Source organism: Streptomyces sp. NPDC002104, assembly GCF_053593795.1.
Map to the genome: position 1 here is coordinate 1 of NZ_JBSFDF010000091.1, position 14,559 is coordinate 14,559.

The window sequence follows — 14,559 nt, forward strand, 5'->3', positions numbered from 1 at the left end:
TGCCTATGGGCACGTCCACCTCGAAATACGGCAACGGCATGGCGCCCGGCCCCTTCTTCGTGTGTTCCTGCGTTCTTGCGTACGTGCCTTCGTGGGGAACGCCCGCCGGTCAGCCGGCGGCAGCGGCGCCCTGGCGCTCCAGGGCGTTGAGGCGCAGGTCGAGCAGGGCCATCAGCACCGGGGGCTCCAGGGCGTCCATCGGACGCAGGGTGACCTCGGCGGGCAGGAGCAGCGTGTCGGCGTGCGCGGTGACCGGACCGTAGCGGCCCACGGAGACGGAGTCCCTCTCACCGGTGCCCGACGGCTGGTTCTCGTAGCCGTACGGGACCGAGTGCACGAGCAGGTACCACGTGCCCGCCGGGATGTCGCGCAGATCGAAGGAGCCGGGGCCGTCCAGCACGGAGCAGCGGATGGGCTGGCCCTGCGGGACGGGGGTGGGGAAGAGGCCGAGGAAGCAGTAGCCGGGATCGCGGTCCGCGGGGAAGACGATCCGCCCGCGCAGGGTGCTGCGCGTGGTGACGTCCTTGCCCGCCGGATCGGTCTCGATGCCCGGTGCGTATCCGCCCAATTCCCGGAACATGCTCGGAGAAACGCCGACACAGGACTTGAAACGCGAGCTGAAGGTGCCCACGCTGCTGTATCCGACCTGGCTGCTGATGTCCGCGACGCTGAATTTCGTGTCGACCAGGAGACGCTTTGCTTCCTGAAGTCGCAAAGCCGACAGAAAGCGCCCCGGCGACGTTCCGGTCACATCCCTGAATACGCGGGTGAAATGGAACTTGCTGAACATAGCGGTACGCGCCATGTCGTCGATCGTCAAATCCTGACCGAGGTTGACGTGCATATCATTGATCACCCGGTGGACAGCGCTCTCAATGGCGGTGGAGGTCACCGTTTCTCCCTGTCGTTGAGTAATGGCGATGCGATGTCCCGGTTACTTCCGGGATTCAGGAGCTGTCTGTGTATGGACGGCCCCGGCGGCCCCCGCGGCCCCGGCGGCGTCCGTCAGCCGGCGGCTGGCCAGTTCCTCCGCGAACCTGCGCCACGCGTGGGAGCACTGGAGCGCGAGCTCCGCCACGGTGGCCGTGGAGTGCGGCGGGACGGAGCCCAGCTGCTGGCGCCAGGCGTCGTCCAGGACGAAGTGGGTGTGGAGCCAGCGCAGGAACTGCCGTCCCGACTCCGAGTGCCGCAGGGACGGATCACTCGTGAGCCCGCGCAGCAGTTCCAGCGAGGTCCGGGTCCGTCCGGCGCCCGCGGGAGCCGGGCCGGGTCTCCTGGCTGGTACGGCGACCGGGCCGGGTACGGGGTCCGGGGCGTCCGGGGCGTGTGTGCGCGCGGTCGCGGCCGGGCCGCGCGCCGGGGCGGCCGGTGCGGCGCCGCGGCGCGGTGAGGGAATCGGCGCCTCGCCGCGCAGCAGTCGTTGACGCACGTCGTGAGCGGTGCCGAGGGACAGACCGGTCTCCTTGACGATCGCCCGCAGGGGCAGATCGGGGCGGCTGGTCATCAGTTCGGCGGCGCGGATGCGCTCCGCGGTGCGGTCCAGGGGGTGGGCCTTGCCGTCGGTGCCGATCCGTGTGTTCGACTGCCGGGCGTCCTCGGTTGAACTGCGGCGGATGGCCGCGACGGTCTTCGCGTCGAGCCCGGTGTGGGTGGCCACGGCCCGGTCGGACAGGTCGGCGTGCGAGTGCAGGATGCGCTCCGCGGCCGCCTTGCGTTCCGGCGTGGACAGGGGCAGCCCGTGGGCGACGTTCGCGGAGACCGAGCGCAGGAAGGAATCCGCCTCGGGACCGTCGAAGTAGTGGACGTCGACACTGTCCAGACCGCGCAGCGCGGCGGCCGCCACCCGGTGCGAACCGTCGATGATCCGCATCGTGGGCCGGTGGACGAGTATCGGGGGCAAAGATGCCTGTATTTCCGCGAGCCGCTGCACGTGGCTCTTGTCCACACCCGCGAGCCGGGGCGAATCCGCCGACAGCAGGACGTCGATGCGGACCCTGTGGGTGAGATTCGTGGCCAGCTCCAGACTTCTGTCCGTGCTTTCCAACTTCTCCCCCTGTTCGACTCGAGGCGCGCACCGTGGCAAGCCGTTCCGGTTACCGCTGAAGGGGCCGGTAACTGCGGGAAAACTGGACGTCTGGAGAACGATAACCGGACGACCGTTTTTCTCGTGAGCCGAGGGTCGGTGAAGCTGCCACTTCGCCTAGTTTCATGAAGCAACTCATTGTTCGGTGAACTGGGCACCCGGTTGGTTGTTTGAAACCACTGTGCAGATCTACCTTCATCTCACGCCAACAGGAAAAGCCGACAGAACGAAGGAGGACGAGATGCCGGCAGTGGAGGAAAGGGCCGAGCGCAGGGTCGAGATCGGACCCGACGCCGCTCTCACGCTCGAGGCCTACGCGGACACCATCGTCCCCGGCGAGAAGCGCTGGCCCGGAGACCGGGCCGTGGCCGGGGTCTCCACCGGCGGCGGCGCGGTTGCCGCCGGAGCCCTGGAGCTGCTGCGCTGGGACGCCACCGGCGTCCACGACGGCCTCGAGGACCTCGCCAACCTGGTCAACGACCACACCCGGGCCTACGCCGCGAAGCGGGAGCTGGCCCTGGACGGGACGGTGCCGCCCTTCGTGGCCCTCGACTACGAGGACCGGGTGCAGCTGATCGTCGAGCTGACCACTCCGGGACACCCGGAGAAGGACTTCTGGGTCCTGCTCTCCCTCTTCTGCAACATGGCCTTCGACTCGGCCGCGCACCTGCACACCGCCCAGGCCCTCGAAGACGGTCACCCGGGCCTGACGGCCATGGGCATCAGCAAGCCCGACGCCGACGGCCTGTGGCGATTCCAGGACTTCGGCTACGGCCGCCAGCTCGCCGAACTGCACCCCGACACGACCCCCTCCGGGAGCCCAGCATGAGCAACACCATCGAGAAGACGGACGTCCTGGTCATCGGGAGCGGCTTCGGTGGCGCCATCGCCGCCTACCACCTCGCCGCGGGCGGCGCGAAGGTCACGGTGCTGGAGCGCGGACCCTGGCTGGAGAGCAAGGACTTCGAGCACGACTACAAGCTCGGCTCCTCCTACACGAGGGCCTTCGACTTCGTCGTCGGCGACGGGATGAGCGTGCTGGGCGGCAACTGCGTCGGCGGCGGCAGCGTCGTCTACTTCGCGGCCATGCCCCGCGCCCCCAAGTTCGTCTTCGACCGCAAGGGAAGCATCGGCCGCCGCATGTGGCCGAAGGCGGTGAGCCGCGAGACCCTCGACCCGTGGTACGACCGGATCGAGGAGTCCCTCTCCGTCACCAAGCAGGAGTGGAGCGACGTCTCCTACGCAGGAGGTCTGTGGGCGGCGGCGTGCAACCACTCCGGTCGCACCGCCAACCCGCTCGCCGTGGCGATCGACAACTCCAAGTGCACCAACTGCAACTTCATGATGGCCGGATGCCGCTTCGAGGCGAAGCAGTCGCTCACGGTCAACTACCTCCCGGCCGCCATCGCCCACGGCGCGCAGATCCGCCCCCTGCACGAGGTGCAGTACATTGCGCGGACCCCCGAGGGCGACTACCGGGTCCACTACAACCTCGTGGACGAGGTCGACTACCGCCTGCAGAACGGCTCGGGCGTCATCGAGGCGAAGATCGTCGTGATGGCGGCCGGAGCGGCGGCCACGCCCGTCATCCTCCAGCGCAGCGAGGCCCACCTCGGTACCATGCCGCACGCCGTCGGACGCTACTTCTCCGGCAACGGCGAGCGCCTCAACACCGCCATCCTCAACGAGGACAAGGTCGCCGAGATCCTCGGACTGTCCCGCGGCGACGGCGAGCTGCCCTACGGGGCCAACGCCATCGGCAAGGGCCCGACCGTGGCCAGCTGGGACAAGCTCGACGGCTCCCTGCCCGAGTACTCCCGCTACTCCCTGGAGCAGCTCTACTTCCCGCCGGGCCTGGGCACGATCCTCGCCCAGAAGCCCGACGCCACCGGTCCGACCTGGTTCGGACGGGAGAAGAAGGAGATCCTCAAGAACTGGAAGTCCTGGCTCACGATCTTCTCGATGACCGAGGACGACAACGAGGGGGTCTTCGGCCCGCCGCCGGCCACCGGCAACGCCCACCGCATCTCCCAGCAGATGCTCGGCCGGGGCAACCTCTCGTACAAGCCGACCGAGAACACCTGGCACGGCTGGAACCAGTCCGACGCCGAAGTGAAGGAGATCATGGAGAAGGACGGCCTCGCCAAGGTGATGCCGTGGACCAACGACCTCGTCGGTGCCTACACCGTGCACCCGCTGGCCTCCTGCCGCATGGGTGACGACCCCAACACCTCGGCGCTCGACGACACCAACGAACTGCGCGGCCACGCCGGAATCTTCGTCACCGACGGCTCCGCCGTCCCCGGCGCCCTGACCGTCAACCCGGCCATGACCATCGCGGCCGTCGCCGAGCGCGCCGTCCCCGGCATCGTGGCCGCGGCCCAGCGCAGGGGTGTGGCGGTGACCTACGGAGCCCCGGCCCCGACCGGCTTCAAGAGCGGCCGCAAGGGAGTCCTTCCCCTCCTGCCCCAGCTGGCTCGGGTCTAGCCGCTCAGCCCCGCCCGGGGGGCGTTTCCAGCGCCGACTGGTGAGTTGCTTCACAGGACTCGCAAGATCCGCAGGCCTGTAAGACCCGCGAGACCCGCGAGACCTGCAAGACCCAGAAGGTTCAGAAGACTCAGCACGCCCACTTGGTTGCTTCACGAGACTTTGCACGTCAAATCAGTTGCTTCACACAACCCATCGCGCAACACCCCATCACGAAAGTGAGTACGACATGTCGCTCAACGACGTACTGAAGGTCCTGTCCGCCGACATCGACGAGGTCTCCAACCTGGTCCAGGGCATCGACGAGGCCGACTGGGCCAAGCCGACCCCGGCGCCCGGCTGGAGCATCGCCGACCAGGTCGCCCACCTGACCTTCATCTTCCGTCTCGCCAAGACCGCGGCCGCCGACCCGGACACCTTCAAGGGCATCGCGGCCAAGGCCTCGCAGAACTTCGACGGCGCGGTCAACGCGGCCCTCCAGCAGTTCAACGGCTTCCCGCCCAAGGAACTGCTCGCCCGCTTCCGCAGCGAGGGCGAGGCCTCGGTCGAGGCCCTGGCCGGTGTCCCCGAGAACTCGGTCGTGCCGTGGCTCGTCAACCCGCTGCCGCCGCACGTCCTCGCCTCGGCCGGAATCATGGAGCTCTTCGGCCACGGCCAGGACATCGCCGATGCCCTCGGCGTGCGCCGCGAGCCCACCGAGCGGCTCCGCCCGCTGGTCCAGTTCGCCGTCCTGACCCGTGACTTCGGCTACCTGTCCCACGGCCTGACCGCACCCGCCGAGCCCTTCCGCTTCGAACTGACCTCCCCGGCCGGCGAGGTGTGGACCTTCGGCCCCGAGGACGCCACCCAGAAGATCACCGGTCCCGTCCACGACTTCTGCCTCCTGGTGACCCGCCGCCGCCACCGCGACGACCTCGCCCTGATCGCCACCGGCGAAGAGGCCGACCGCTGGCTCGACATCGCGCAGGCCTACCGCGGCCCCGCCGGCGAGGGGCGCACCCCGGGCCAGTTCGCGGACCAGTGCTGCGACTGACCGGGCTCCCGGCCACGAGCCGGGTCCCCCGACAGCCGCTCGTCCCCGCCCCCGGGGACCAGCCCGAAGCCATCGCCCGAAGCCCACCAGGAGAGACCATGACCAGCACGCCCCTGCGCAGCGTCACCGTGATCGGCTGCGGGCCGACCGGCACTTCGATCGCCCTCGCCCTGACCCGCGCCGGGGTCGACGTAGCCCTCGACGACAGCGACCCGCGGGCGCTGGACCGGGCCCTGAGGGCCGGAGCCGGCACCCTGCTCCTCCCGGGGGACCGGCCCGCCGACGTCGTGGTCGTGGCCACCGGACCCGACACCGCCGCCGACGTCCTCTACGAGGCGCAGGCCCGCGGACTCGGCCGCGCCTACACGGACCTGCACGGGACCGAGGAGCCGATGTGGCAGGAGATCCTGCTGCGGGGCTGCGACCGGTTCGCCTACGTCCCCGGCCGCCCGCCGGGTGCTCCGCGGACCGCGGCGCACGGGGCCGCCTCGGCCGACCGCTTCGAGGGCCGCCCGTGGCTCCTGGTCCCCGTCCCCGCCACCCCGCCCGAGGCACTGGCCGCCGTACGGGAACTCGTCGCCCTCTGCGGCGCGATCCGCCACCAGCCGCCGGCCGCCGCTCCCTCCCGGAGCACCACCATCTGCGCCCGTCAGGTGACCCCCCCGTCCGTCGCTCAGCAGAGGAGCTGACCACCGTGTACGCACAGCCCGGACTGCTGAGGATCATGCGCGAGGACCTGGAGGTCGTCGTGGCCCGCGACCCGTCTGTCGAGAGCCTCTGGGAGGCCCTGCTCCACCCCGCGCTGCCGGCCCTGTGGACCCACCGCGTGGCCCACGGCCTCTACCGCCGGGGTCTGCGTACCGCCGCCCGCCTCATGTCCCGCGCCGCTCGCCGGCGCACCGGGGTCGAGATCCACCCCGGTGCCGTCCTCGGCCGCCGCGTCTTCATCGACCACGGAGCCTCGGTGGTGATCGGCCAGACCGCCCGGGTCGGGAACGACGTGACGATCTTCCAGCAGGTCACCCTCGGCGCCATCGGCTGGTGGAGCGACAACACGCTTCCCGCCGGACGCCGCCGCCATCCCTCGATCGGCGACGGAGTGGTCCTCGGGGCCAACGCGACGGTGCTGGGCCCGGTCACCGTCGGAGAGCGGGCGCTGATCGGAGCCATGGCCACCGTCACCGAGGACATCGCCCCCGGCGGCCGGGTCTACGGCCCGCGCTCGGTGGTCAAGCCCGCGGCCCTGCCCGCCCCCGTCCGCCTCCTCGCCGAGGCCTCCTCGTGGTGACCGCCACGGTGCTCGCCGCCCACCGCCCCTTCCCCGCAGCCCCCGCCGCCGTACCCCAGCACAGGAGCCCCGCCGTGACCACCGCGACCGCCCCCGCAGACAGCCGCATCGCCGCCGGAGTCGAGGAACTCATCGGCAACACCCCGTTGGTGCGCCTCGCCGTCGCGGACGCCGGCCCCTCGGTACGGGTCCTGGCCAAGCTGGAGTCGGCCAACCCGTACGCCAGCGCCAAGGACCGGGCCGCCCTGTACATGATCCGGGCCGCCGAACAGCGCGGAGATCTGGTCCCCGGCGGTACGGTGATCGAAGCCACCTCGGGAAACACCGGCATCACGCTGGCCGCGCTCAGCGCCGTACGCGGCTACCGCTGCGTCGTCGTCCTGCCGGACAACGCGACCAGTGAGCGGATCGGCCTGCTGGGCGCGCTCGGCGCCGAAGTAGTGCACACCCCGGCCGCCGGGGGCTTCGCGGCCGCGATCGCCAGGGCCGAGGAGATCGAGGCCGCCACCCCCGGCTCCTGGTACATGCGCCAGCACGACAACCCCGACAACGTCCGCGCGCACTACGAGACCACCGGACCGGAGATCTGGGCCGACACCGGCGGCCGGGTCGACGTGCTGGTCGCCGGGGTCGGCACCGGCGGCACCCTGACCGGCGCGGGCCGCTACCTGCGCGAGCAGAACCCGGACCTGGAGGTCGTCGCGGTGGAACCGGAGAACTCCCCGGTGCTCTCCCAGGGCTACTCGGGGGCGCACCGCATCCCCGGCCTCAACGGCGGCTTCGTCTCACCCGTCACCGACATCTCGCTCATCGACCGCGTCCTGACCTGCCCCGACGAGGCCGCCCTCACCACCGCCCGGGCGCTCCTTCGTGAGCAGGGCCTCTTCGCCGGGCTCTCCTCCGGAGCCGCCGCCTTCGCCGCCTCCGAGCTCGCCCGCCGTCCCGAGTACGCCGGCAAGACCATCGTCACGATCCTGCCCGACACCGGGGAGCGGTACGTGAGCATCTGGAACGAGAGGACCACCTCATGACCACCACCCTGGTTCTGCACCGCGGATCCTTGCGCGCCAACCCCTACGACCAGTGGCTGGAGGGGCACGACTCGAAGATCGTCCTGCTCGGCTCGGCGCAGCAACTGGCCCTGCACGGGGAGGAGCTGCCCACCGGGGCGCCGTACCTGCACGCCGAGGCGCTGCCCGACTACGACGCCGGGCCGGGCGTCGCCGAGCGGGCCGCCGAGCTGATCCGCGAGTTCGGGGTGACGGACATCATCGCCACCCAGGAGTTCGACATCGAGCGGGCGGCGGTGCTGCGCGAGCGGTTCGGCCTGCCGGGACAGCGCCCGGACTCCGCGGTCGTCTACCGCGACAAGTGGGCGATGAAGTGCGCCGCCGTGGCGGCGGGAATCCCGGTCGCCGAGCACGCCCTGCTGACCGGCCCCGAGGACCTCGACCGGTTCGTCGCCGCCCACGGGCTGCCTGCGGTGGTCAAGCCCCGTCGCGGCGCCCTCTCCGTGGGCGTGGCCATCCTGCGCACGCGGGCGGAGCTGGACGAATGGAGCGCCGGGGCCGAACTCACCGATGAGCACGGCGAGCCGCGATGGCTCGTGGAGGCGTACGTGGAGGGCTCGATGTGCCACGTCGACGGGACCGTGCTCGACGGCGGGATAGCCACCCTGTGGCCCTCCCAGTACACCTACGTGCTCGCCGACTTCCGGGACCGCAAGGGCCGGGTGGACATCGCGCTCGACACCGCCGATCCGCTGGCCCGGCGCCTGTCGGAGTTCGGCGAGAAGGTGCTGGCCGCCTTCGGCGGGCCCGAGCACTTCGCCTTCCACATCGAGGTGTTCGTCACCCCCGAAGGCGAACTGGTGCTGTGCGAGGCGGCCTCCAGGGCCGGCGGGGCCGGCGTCCGCGATGTCCAGCGAGCCCTGTTCGGCTTCGATCCGATGGAGTACCCGGTACGCCGCCAGCTCGGGCTGCCGGTGGAGCGCGGGCCGCGCCGCGACCCGTCGCGCATCGCCGGGCAGCTGCTCTTCACCAAGCGCCCCGGGGTCCTGGGCGCCCTGCCCGACCCGGAGCGGATGCCGCCCGGCGTGCTCAAGTACCAGACCTTCGCGCAGGTCGGAGATCAGGTGGCGGACGCCTCGCACTCCGGCGACTTCCTGGCGGCCTTCATCGTGACGGGCGCCGACCGCGCCGACTGCGAGGCGCGGATCCGCGAGGTGGAGCGCTGGTTCACGGCCGGTCTCGCCATCGGCTGACACGCGGCTGGCGGCGGCCCCGGCGCCCGCGGACAGGGCCCCAGCAATCTCGGAGTTGGTCAAGTAGCAGTGAGGGCGAAGTCTGGGGACCACTTGACCAGGTCCGCCGGGAAGCCGTTTCCTCCCCGCGGGCCACCCGGCCCCCTGGAAGAAGGAACACGCGTGACGACTCTGCTCGCGGAACCAACCACCCCCACCCTCGCCTGCCACTTCGACACAGCGGTCCCCGGCCCCGGCGCGGCCCCGGCCGGGACGGCCGTGCTCGGCCGCACCGCCTACGTCCGCCGCGCCCCCGGGACCTCGCTCCACGACGGCGCGCCGCTGCTCGGAACCTGCCTGGCCGCGCCGGGCCTGCCGGAATTCACCGAGGTCTGGACGACGCTGCGCGAGGTGCGCCCGGGCCGCGAGGGAGCCCTGGTCTACGCCGAGGACGGCGAGTACCTCTTCTGCGCGACCCGCGTCGAGGAGCAGGGGACCTACCGCGACGCGGTCCACGCGACCTACGACGCCGCGCTCGGCCTCGCCCACCGGCTCGGCTACGGCGAACTGGTGCGCATGTGGAACTTCGTCGGCGCCGTCACCGGGCACAACGCCGAAGGCACCGAGAACTACCGGGACTTCTGCGAGGGCCGCGCCCGCGCCTTCGAGAGCTGGGGGGACCGGATCGCGGGCATGCCCGCCGCCACCGCCGTCGGCGCCCTGCGGCCGGGCATCGACATCTCCTTCCTGGCCTGCCGGCCGGGGCGCACCACCCATCTGGAGAACCCCCGCCAGATCCCCGCCTACCGCTACGCGGAGCGGTACGGGCCGAAGCCGCCCAGCTTCGCCCGCGCCACCCACCTCGCGGAGCCGGGCGGCGGCCGGGGCACGGTCTTCGTCTCCGGCACGGCGAGCATCATCGGTGAGGACACCGTCCACCCCGGCGACGCCGGACGCCAGTGCGAGGTGACCTTCGCCAACATCGAGGCCCTCGTCAGCCGCGAGAACCTGGCCCGGCACGGCATCGACTCCGGATTCGGGCTGCGGGACCTGGGCTCCGTCAAGGTGTACGTCCGCGACGCCGCCGATCTGCCGGTGGTCCGCTCCAAGTGCCAGGAGGCGTTCGGGGACCGTGCGGACATCGCCTACGTCCGCACCGACATCTGCCGTCCCGAGCTGCTCGTCGAGATCGAGGGAGTCTGCCGGTGACCGCCCCCGCACTCGCCCCCGCATCCGCCGCGCCCCGCGGACGTACGTCCCGCAGCGGCAACCTCGTGGAGCTCCTGGAGGACACCGCCCGTCTCCTCGGCCGCACCGGGCACACCGCCTACGTCACCGACGGCGGCGGCCACAGCTTCGGGGAGGTCTACCGCGGCGCGGCCCGGGCGGCCGCCGCGTACACCGCCCACGGGCTGGTCCCCGGGGACCGGATCCTGCTCGCCCTGCCCGACGGGACCGACTTCGTCCACGCGTTCCTCGGCGCCCTGCGCATCGGCGCCGTCGCCGTGCCCGTCAACGCGATGCTCCACCCCGACGAGCTGCGCCGCGCCGCCGAGATCGCGGAGCCGGCGGCCGTGGTCAGCGGACCGGAGTTCACCTGGCTCGCCGAACCCCTCGGCCTGCCCGTCCTCGCACCGCATGAGCTGAGCGGCCCGGACGGAGCGGCGCCCCCGTACGCCGAGTGCACCCCGGACACGCCCGCCTTCGCGGCCTTCACCTCGGGCACCACCGGCGCCCCCAAGCTGTGCTTCCACACCCATGGCGACGCGCAGATCCTCGACGCGGCCGCGGGCGCGGCACTCGGCCTCGGCGCCGACGACGTGGCGTACTCGGTTCCGCGGATGAACTTCGCCTACGGCCTGGGCAATTCGCTGTTCTTCCCGCTGCTGCGCGGCTCCGCCACCGTGCTCACCTCCAGCCGTCTCGCGCCCGGCGACGCGCTGGAGGTACTGGAGAAGAACGGCGTGAGCGTCTTCTACAGCCAGCCCACCTTCTTCGCCCACATGCTCGCGCACCCCGACGCCCCCCGTGTCCTGGGCGGCCTGCGCCTGGCCGTGGTGGCCGGCGAGGTACTGCCGCGGTCGCTGGAGCGCCGGCTGCGCGCGATCCTCGGGGAGCGCCTGGTCAACGTGTACGGGACGACCGAGATCGGGCACGCCCTGCTCGCCAACAGGGACGGCTCCGCACGCGAGTTCACCCTCGGCCGGGTGCTCGCGCCCTACCGGGCCCGGGTGGTCGGGGAGGACGGCGGCGAGCTCCCGCCCGGCACCGAGGGGCGCCTGGAACTGTCCGGCCCCACCATCGGCCCCGGCGTCGCCCGCGGCGGCGACGCTCCGCTGCGGCTCGCCGCGGACGAGTGGTACTCCACGAGTGACGCGGCCACCGTCGACGCGGACGGCTTCGTCACGGTCCACGGCCGTCTCGACGACGTGGAGATCGTGGCGGGCATCAACGTGCACCCGGCCGACACCGAGGACATCCTCATGGCCCACCCGGCCGTGAAGGAGGCGGCCGTCTGCTCGGTGCGCCGTGCCTCCGGTGCCTCAGATCTCCGCGCGTTCGTCGTGCTGCGCGAGGGCGTCAGCGGGGAGCGGGCCGCCGCCGTGCCCGGGGAACTGCTCGCCGCCGCGCGCTCGGCGCTGACCTGGTACAAGGTCCCCCACGACGTGACCGTCCTCCCGTCCCTGCCCCGCAACCCGGTGGGCAAGCTGCTGCGCCGCGGCCTGCGGGCACTGGCCGCGAGGCAGCCGTAGGCCCCGCAATCCAGGAGATGCCCGGCCCCGGAGCGAGGTGTGAAGCTGCCGGGGCGCGCCCTGTGGGCGCTTCGAACGGGAGAGGGAGAAGTGCACATGAGCACTGATGTGGCCGTCGTCGAGAACACGCTCGAAACCATCTGGACGGAGATCCTCGGGGACCTCGCGGAGGACCAGAAGGACGCGACGTTCTTCGAGGCGGGCGGCGAGTCGATCTCGGCCACCCGCATCGTCTCGCGCATCGGGGAGGAGCTCGACATCGAGATCGAGGTCGGTGACATCTTCGAGGAGGACCCGAACCTGGAGTCCCTCATCCGCATCGTCAAGGCCCGCGCCGCCGGTTAGCAGCCGAGGCACGTGAGCGGAGCGGAGAAGGTGAACAGGTGGGTGAGCAGGTGATGGCAGCTCTGCGGCGGGTCGGACCCGACACGGCCCTCGACGACGTGGTGGAGATCCTGGACCGGGACGGCGGGGTGATCGTCGAGGACCTCGCCGACGCCGCCACCCTCAAGGGGCTGTGGGAGGACCTCGGTCCCGATCTGGAGGCCCGCGACTACAGCGGCGACTGGTACAACGGCACCCGCACCCGCCGGGTCTCCTCGATCTTCGCCCGTACCGCCCGCCTCACCCCGGTGGTCACACACCCGCTGTTCCTCGGAGCGGCACGCAGGATCATGCAGAAGCCCGTGCACGTGTGGATCGGCCGGTCGCGCACCGAGCTGGTCCCGACGGTGCAGATCAGCGGCACGCAGGCGATCCAGATCCACAAGGGCCAGGGCAAGCAGCCCCTGCACCGCGACGACGCGCTGCACCTGCGGCGCCACCCCGGCCCCACCAGCCGGCTCCAGCTGATGCTGGCCATGAGCGACTTCACCGCCGCCAACGGCGGCACGATGGTGATCCCGGGCAGCCACCACTGGGACGACGAGCGCGCCCCGCGCACCGAAGAGGCCCACCCGACCGAGATGCGGGCCGGGTCCGGCCTGATCTGGCTGGGCGGCGTCTACCACGGGGGCGGCAGCAACTCGACGGACACCCCGCGCACCGGCCTGACCATCGCCATCGACCTGGGCAACCTGCGCCAGGAGGAGAACCAGTACCTCGCCGTGCCGAGGGAAGCCGTACTGGCCTACCCCGAGGAGGTGCGGCGGCTGCTGGGCTACGACCGCTGCCCGCCGGGCCTGGGCTGGTACGAGATGGACGATCCGTACGTCGTCCTGGAGAGCGGCGGCCCGGCGTACGCACCGACCGATCCACAGACCACGCCACCTCGGGAGAACCCATGACGCAGCGCTGCCCCGTCGCACACACCCTGGACACCACCGGCCAGGACATCCACACCGAAGCCGCCGCGCTGCGCGCGCAGGGTCCCGCCGTCCAGGTGGAGCTGCCCGGCGGGGTCCTGGCCTGGTCGATCAACGACTACGCGACCGTGCGCAAGGTCCTGACCGACCCCATGGTCACCAAGAGCGCCCGCAACCACTGGCCGGACTTCATCGAGGGCCGGATCCGTCCGGACTGGGAGATGATCAGCTGGATCGCGATGGACAACATGGTCACCGCGTTCGGCAAGGACCACATCCGGCTGCGCCGGCTGGTCGGCAAGGCGTTCACCCCGCGCCGCACCGAGGCCGTCCGCCCGCTCATCGTCGGCCTCACCAACCACCTCCTGGACGCCCTGGCCTCTGTGGAGCCGGGCGAGAGCGTGGACCTGCGCGAGCGTTTCGCCTACCCGCTGCCCGCCATGCTCGTGGCCGAGCTGATCGGCATGGGCGAGGAGCAGCGCACGGCGACCGCGAAGGTCATCGACATGATGGTGGACACCACCGTCACCCCCGAGCAGGCCCAGGCCGTGCTGGCGAACTGGCGCGGAGCCATGGAGGAGCTGGTCGCGCAGAAGCGCGCCAACCCCGGTGAGGACATCACCAGCGACCTGATCGCCGCCCGCGACGAGGACGGCACGCGCCTGTCCGAGTCGGAGCTGTGCGACACGATCTTCGCGATCCTCGGCGCCGGCTCCGAGACCACCATCAACTTCTTCGACAACGCGATCACCGCGCTGCTCAGCAACCCCGACCAGCTCGCCCTCGTGCTGTCGGGCGAGGCCTCCTGGGACGACGTGATCGACGAGACGCTGCGCGTCGAGTCGCCGCTGGCCCACCTGCCGCTGCGCTACGCCGTCGAGGACATCGAGCTGGACGGAGTGACGATCCCCAAGGGCGACCCGATCCTCGTCAACTACAGCGGTGTCGGCCGCGACCCGAAGCTGCACGGCGAGAGCGCCTGCGAGTTCGACGTCACCCGCGCCGACAAGGAGCACCTGTCCTTCGGTTTCGGCCCCCACTACTGCCTGGGCGCGGGCATCGCCCGCCTGGTGGCGACGGTCGGCCTGTCCACCCTCTTCGAGCGGTTCCCCGGGCTCAGCCTCGCCGTGCCGGCCGCGGAGCTCCAGCCGCTCCCGACCTTCATCATGAACGGCCACCGCGCGCTGCCGGTGCGCCTGACGGCGGACGTGCTGTCGGGTGCCGGGGCCCGCTGATCGGACCCAGGGCCACCACGAAGAGCGGCGCCCCCCGGAGCAGGCCGTGTTCTACCCCTCTGAAACAAGACGGTTCCCCTAGTGGTACCGTTCGGCCCGTACTCGATGATCTTCCTGGAGGCTTTGATGGAGCA

14 protein-coding genes are annotated in these 14,559 nt (G+C 71.4%); 12 read left to right on the forward strand and 2 right to left on the reverse strand.

From position 1 onward, the window contains the following. Positions 1-109: 109 nt before the first annotated feature. Positions 110-892: a helix-turn-helix domain-containing protein gene (locus tag ACWCP2_RS37125; RefSeq protein ID WP_450912944.1), complete on the reverse strand. Its 783-nt coding sequence runs from the start codon at positions 890-892 to the stop codon at positions 110-112. Between the two features lie 42 nt (positions 893-934). Then, the gene (locus ACWCP2_RS37130) at positions 935-2,044 is read right to left on the reverse strand and encodes a ParB/RepB/Spo0J family partition protein (RefSeq protein ID WP_450912945.1); all 1,110 of its coding nucleotides are present in this window, start codon (positions 2,042-2,044) and stop codon (positions 935-937) included. 280 nt (positions 2,045-2,324) lie between these two features. On the opposite strand from ACWCP2_RS37130, the gene ACWCP2_RS37135 reads away from it, so the two are divergent. From ACWCP2_RS37135 to ACWCP2_RS37190, 12 genes are all read left to right on the forward strand, one after another. Then, positions 2,325-2,912 carry a DUF5987 family protein gene (locus ACWCP2_RS37135; RefSeq protein ID WP_450912946.1) on the forward strand — a complete coding sequence of 196 codons (588 nt, stop codon included), beginning with the start codon at positions 2,325-2,327 and terminating at the stop codon, positions 2,910-2,912. Then, positions 2,909-4,570 (forward strand): FAD-dependent oxidoreductase, encoded by a 1,662-nt coding sequence (locus tag ACWCP2_RS37140; protein ID WP_450912947.1) that lies wholly within the window; start codon positions 2,909-2,911, stop codon positions 4,568-4,570. Before ACWCP2_RS37135 ends, ACWCP2_RS37140 begins: the two co-directional genes overlap by 4 nt. A 229-nt stretch (positions 4,571-4,799) precedes the next feature. Next, the gene (locus ACWCP2_RS37145; RefSeq protein ID WP_450912948.1) at positions 4,800-5,603 is read left to right on the forward strand and encodes a TIGR03084 family metal-binding protein; all 804 of its coding nucleotides are present in this window, start codon (positions 4,800-4,802) and stop codon (positions 5,601-5,603) included. Between the two features lie 98 nt (positions 5,604-5,701). Then, the gene (locus ACWCP2_RS37150) at positions 5,702-6,292 is read left to right on the forward strand and encodes a prephenate dehydrogenase/arogenate dehydrogenase family protein (protein WP_450912949.1); all 591 of its coding nucleotides are present in this window, start codon (positions 5,702-5,704) and stop codon (positions 6,290-6,292) included. Between the two features lie 5 nt (positions 6,293-6,297). After that, entirely contained in the window at positions 6,298-6,891 is a 594-nt protein-coding gene (epsC, locus tag ACWCP2_RS37155) for a serine O-acetyltransferase EpsC (RefSeq protein WP_450912950.1), read from the forward strand. A gap of 74 nt (positions 6,892-6,965) precedes the next feature. Next, positions 6,966-7,922: a cysteine synthase A gene (gene cysK / locus ACWCP2_RS37160; protein WP_450912951.1), complete on the forward strand. Its 957-nt coding sequence runs from the start codon at positions 6,966-6,968 to the stop codon at positions 7,920-7,922. After that, the gene (locus tag ACWCP2_RS37165) at positions 7,919-9,154 is read left to right on the forward strand and encodes an ATP-grasp domain-containing protein (RefSeq protein WP_450912952.1); all 1,236 of its coding nucleotides are present in this window, start codon (positions 7,919-7,921) and stop codon (positions 9,152-9,154) included. Before cysK ends, ACWCP2_RS37165 begins: the two co-directional genes overlap by 4 nt. 162 nt (positions 9,155-9,316) lie before the next feature. Continuing rightward, entirely contained in the window at positions 9,317-10,342 is a 1,026-nt protein-coding gene (locus tag ACWCP2_RS37170; protein ID WP_450912953.1) for an FkbO/Hyg5 family chorismatase, read from the forward strand. Next, positions 10,339-11,886 carry a class I adenylate-forming enzyme family protein gene (locus tag ACWCP2_RS37175; protein WP_450912954.1) on the forward strand — a complete coding sequence of 516 codons (1,548 nt, stop codon included), beginning with the start codon at positions 10,339-10,341 and terminating at the stop codon, positions 11,884-11,886. The genes ACWCP2_RS37170 and ACWCP2_RS37175 overlap by 4 nt, the downstream gene beginning before the upstream one ends. A gap of 96 nt (positions 11,887-11,982) precedes the next feature. Next, positions 11,983-12,231, forward strand: a complete 249-nt coding sequence (locus ACWCP2_RS37180; protein ID WP_450912955.1) for a phosphopantetheine-binding protein — start codon at positions 11,983-11,985, stop codon at positions 12,229-12,231. Between the two features lie 38 nt (positions 12,232-12,269). Next, a complete protein-coding gene (locus ACWCP2_RS37185) occupies positions 12,270-13,172 on the forward strand; it encodes a phytanoyl-CoA dioxygenase family protein (RefSeq protein WP_450912956.1) in 903 nt (300 codons plus the stop codon). Continuing rightward, a complete protein-coding gene (locus tag ACWCP2_RS37190; RefSeq protein ID WP_450912957.1) occupies positions 13,169-14,425 on the forward strand; it encodes a cytochrome P450 family protein in 1,257 nt (418 codons plus the stop codon). Before ACWCP2_RS37185 ends, ACWCP2_RS37190 begins: the two co-directional genes overlap by 4 nt. Positions 14,426-14,559: the final 134 nt, after the last annotated feature.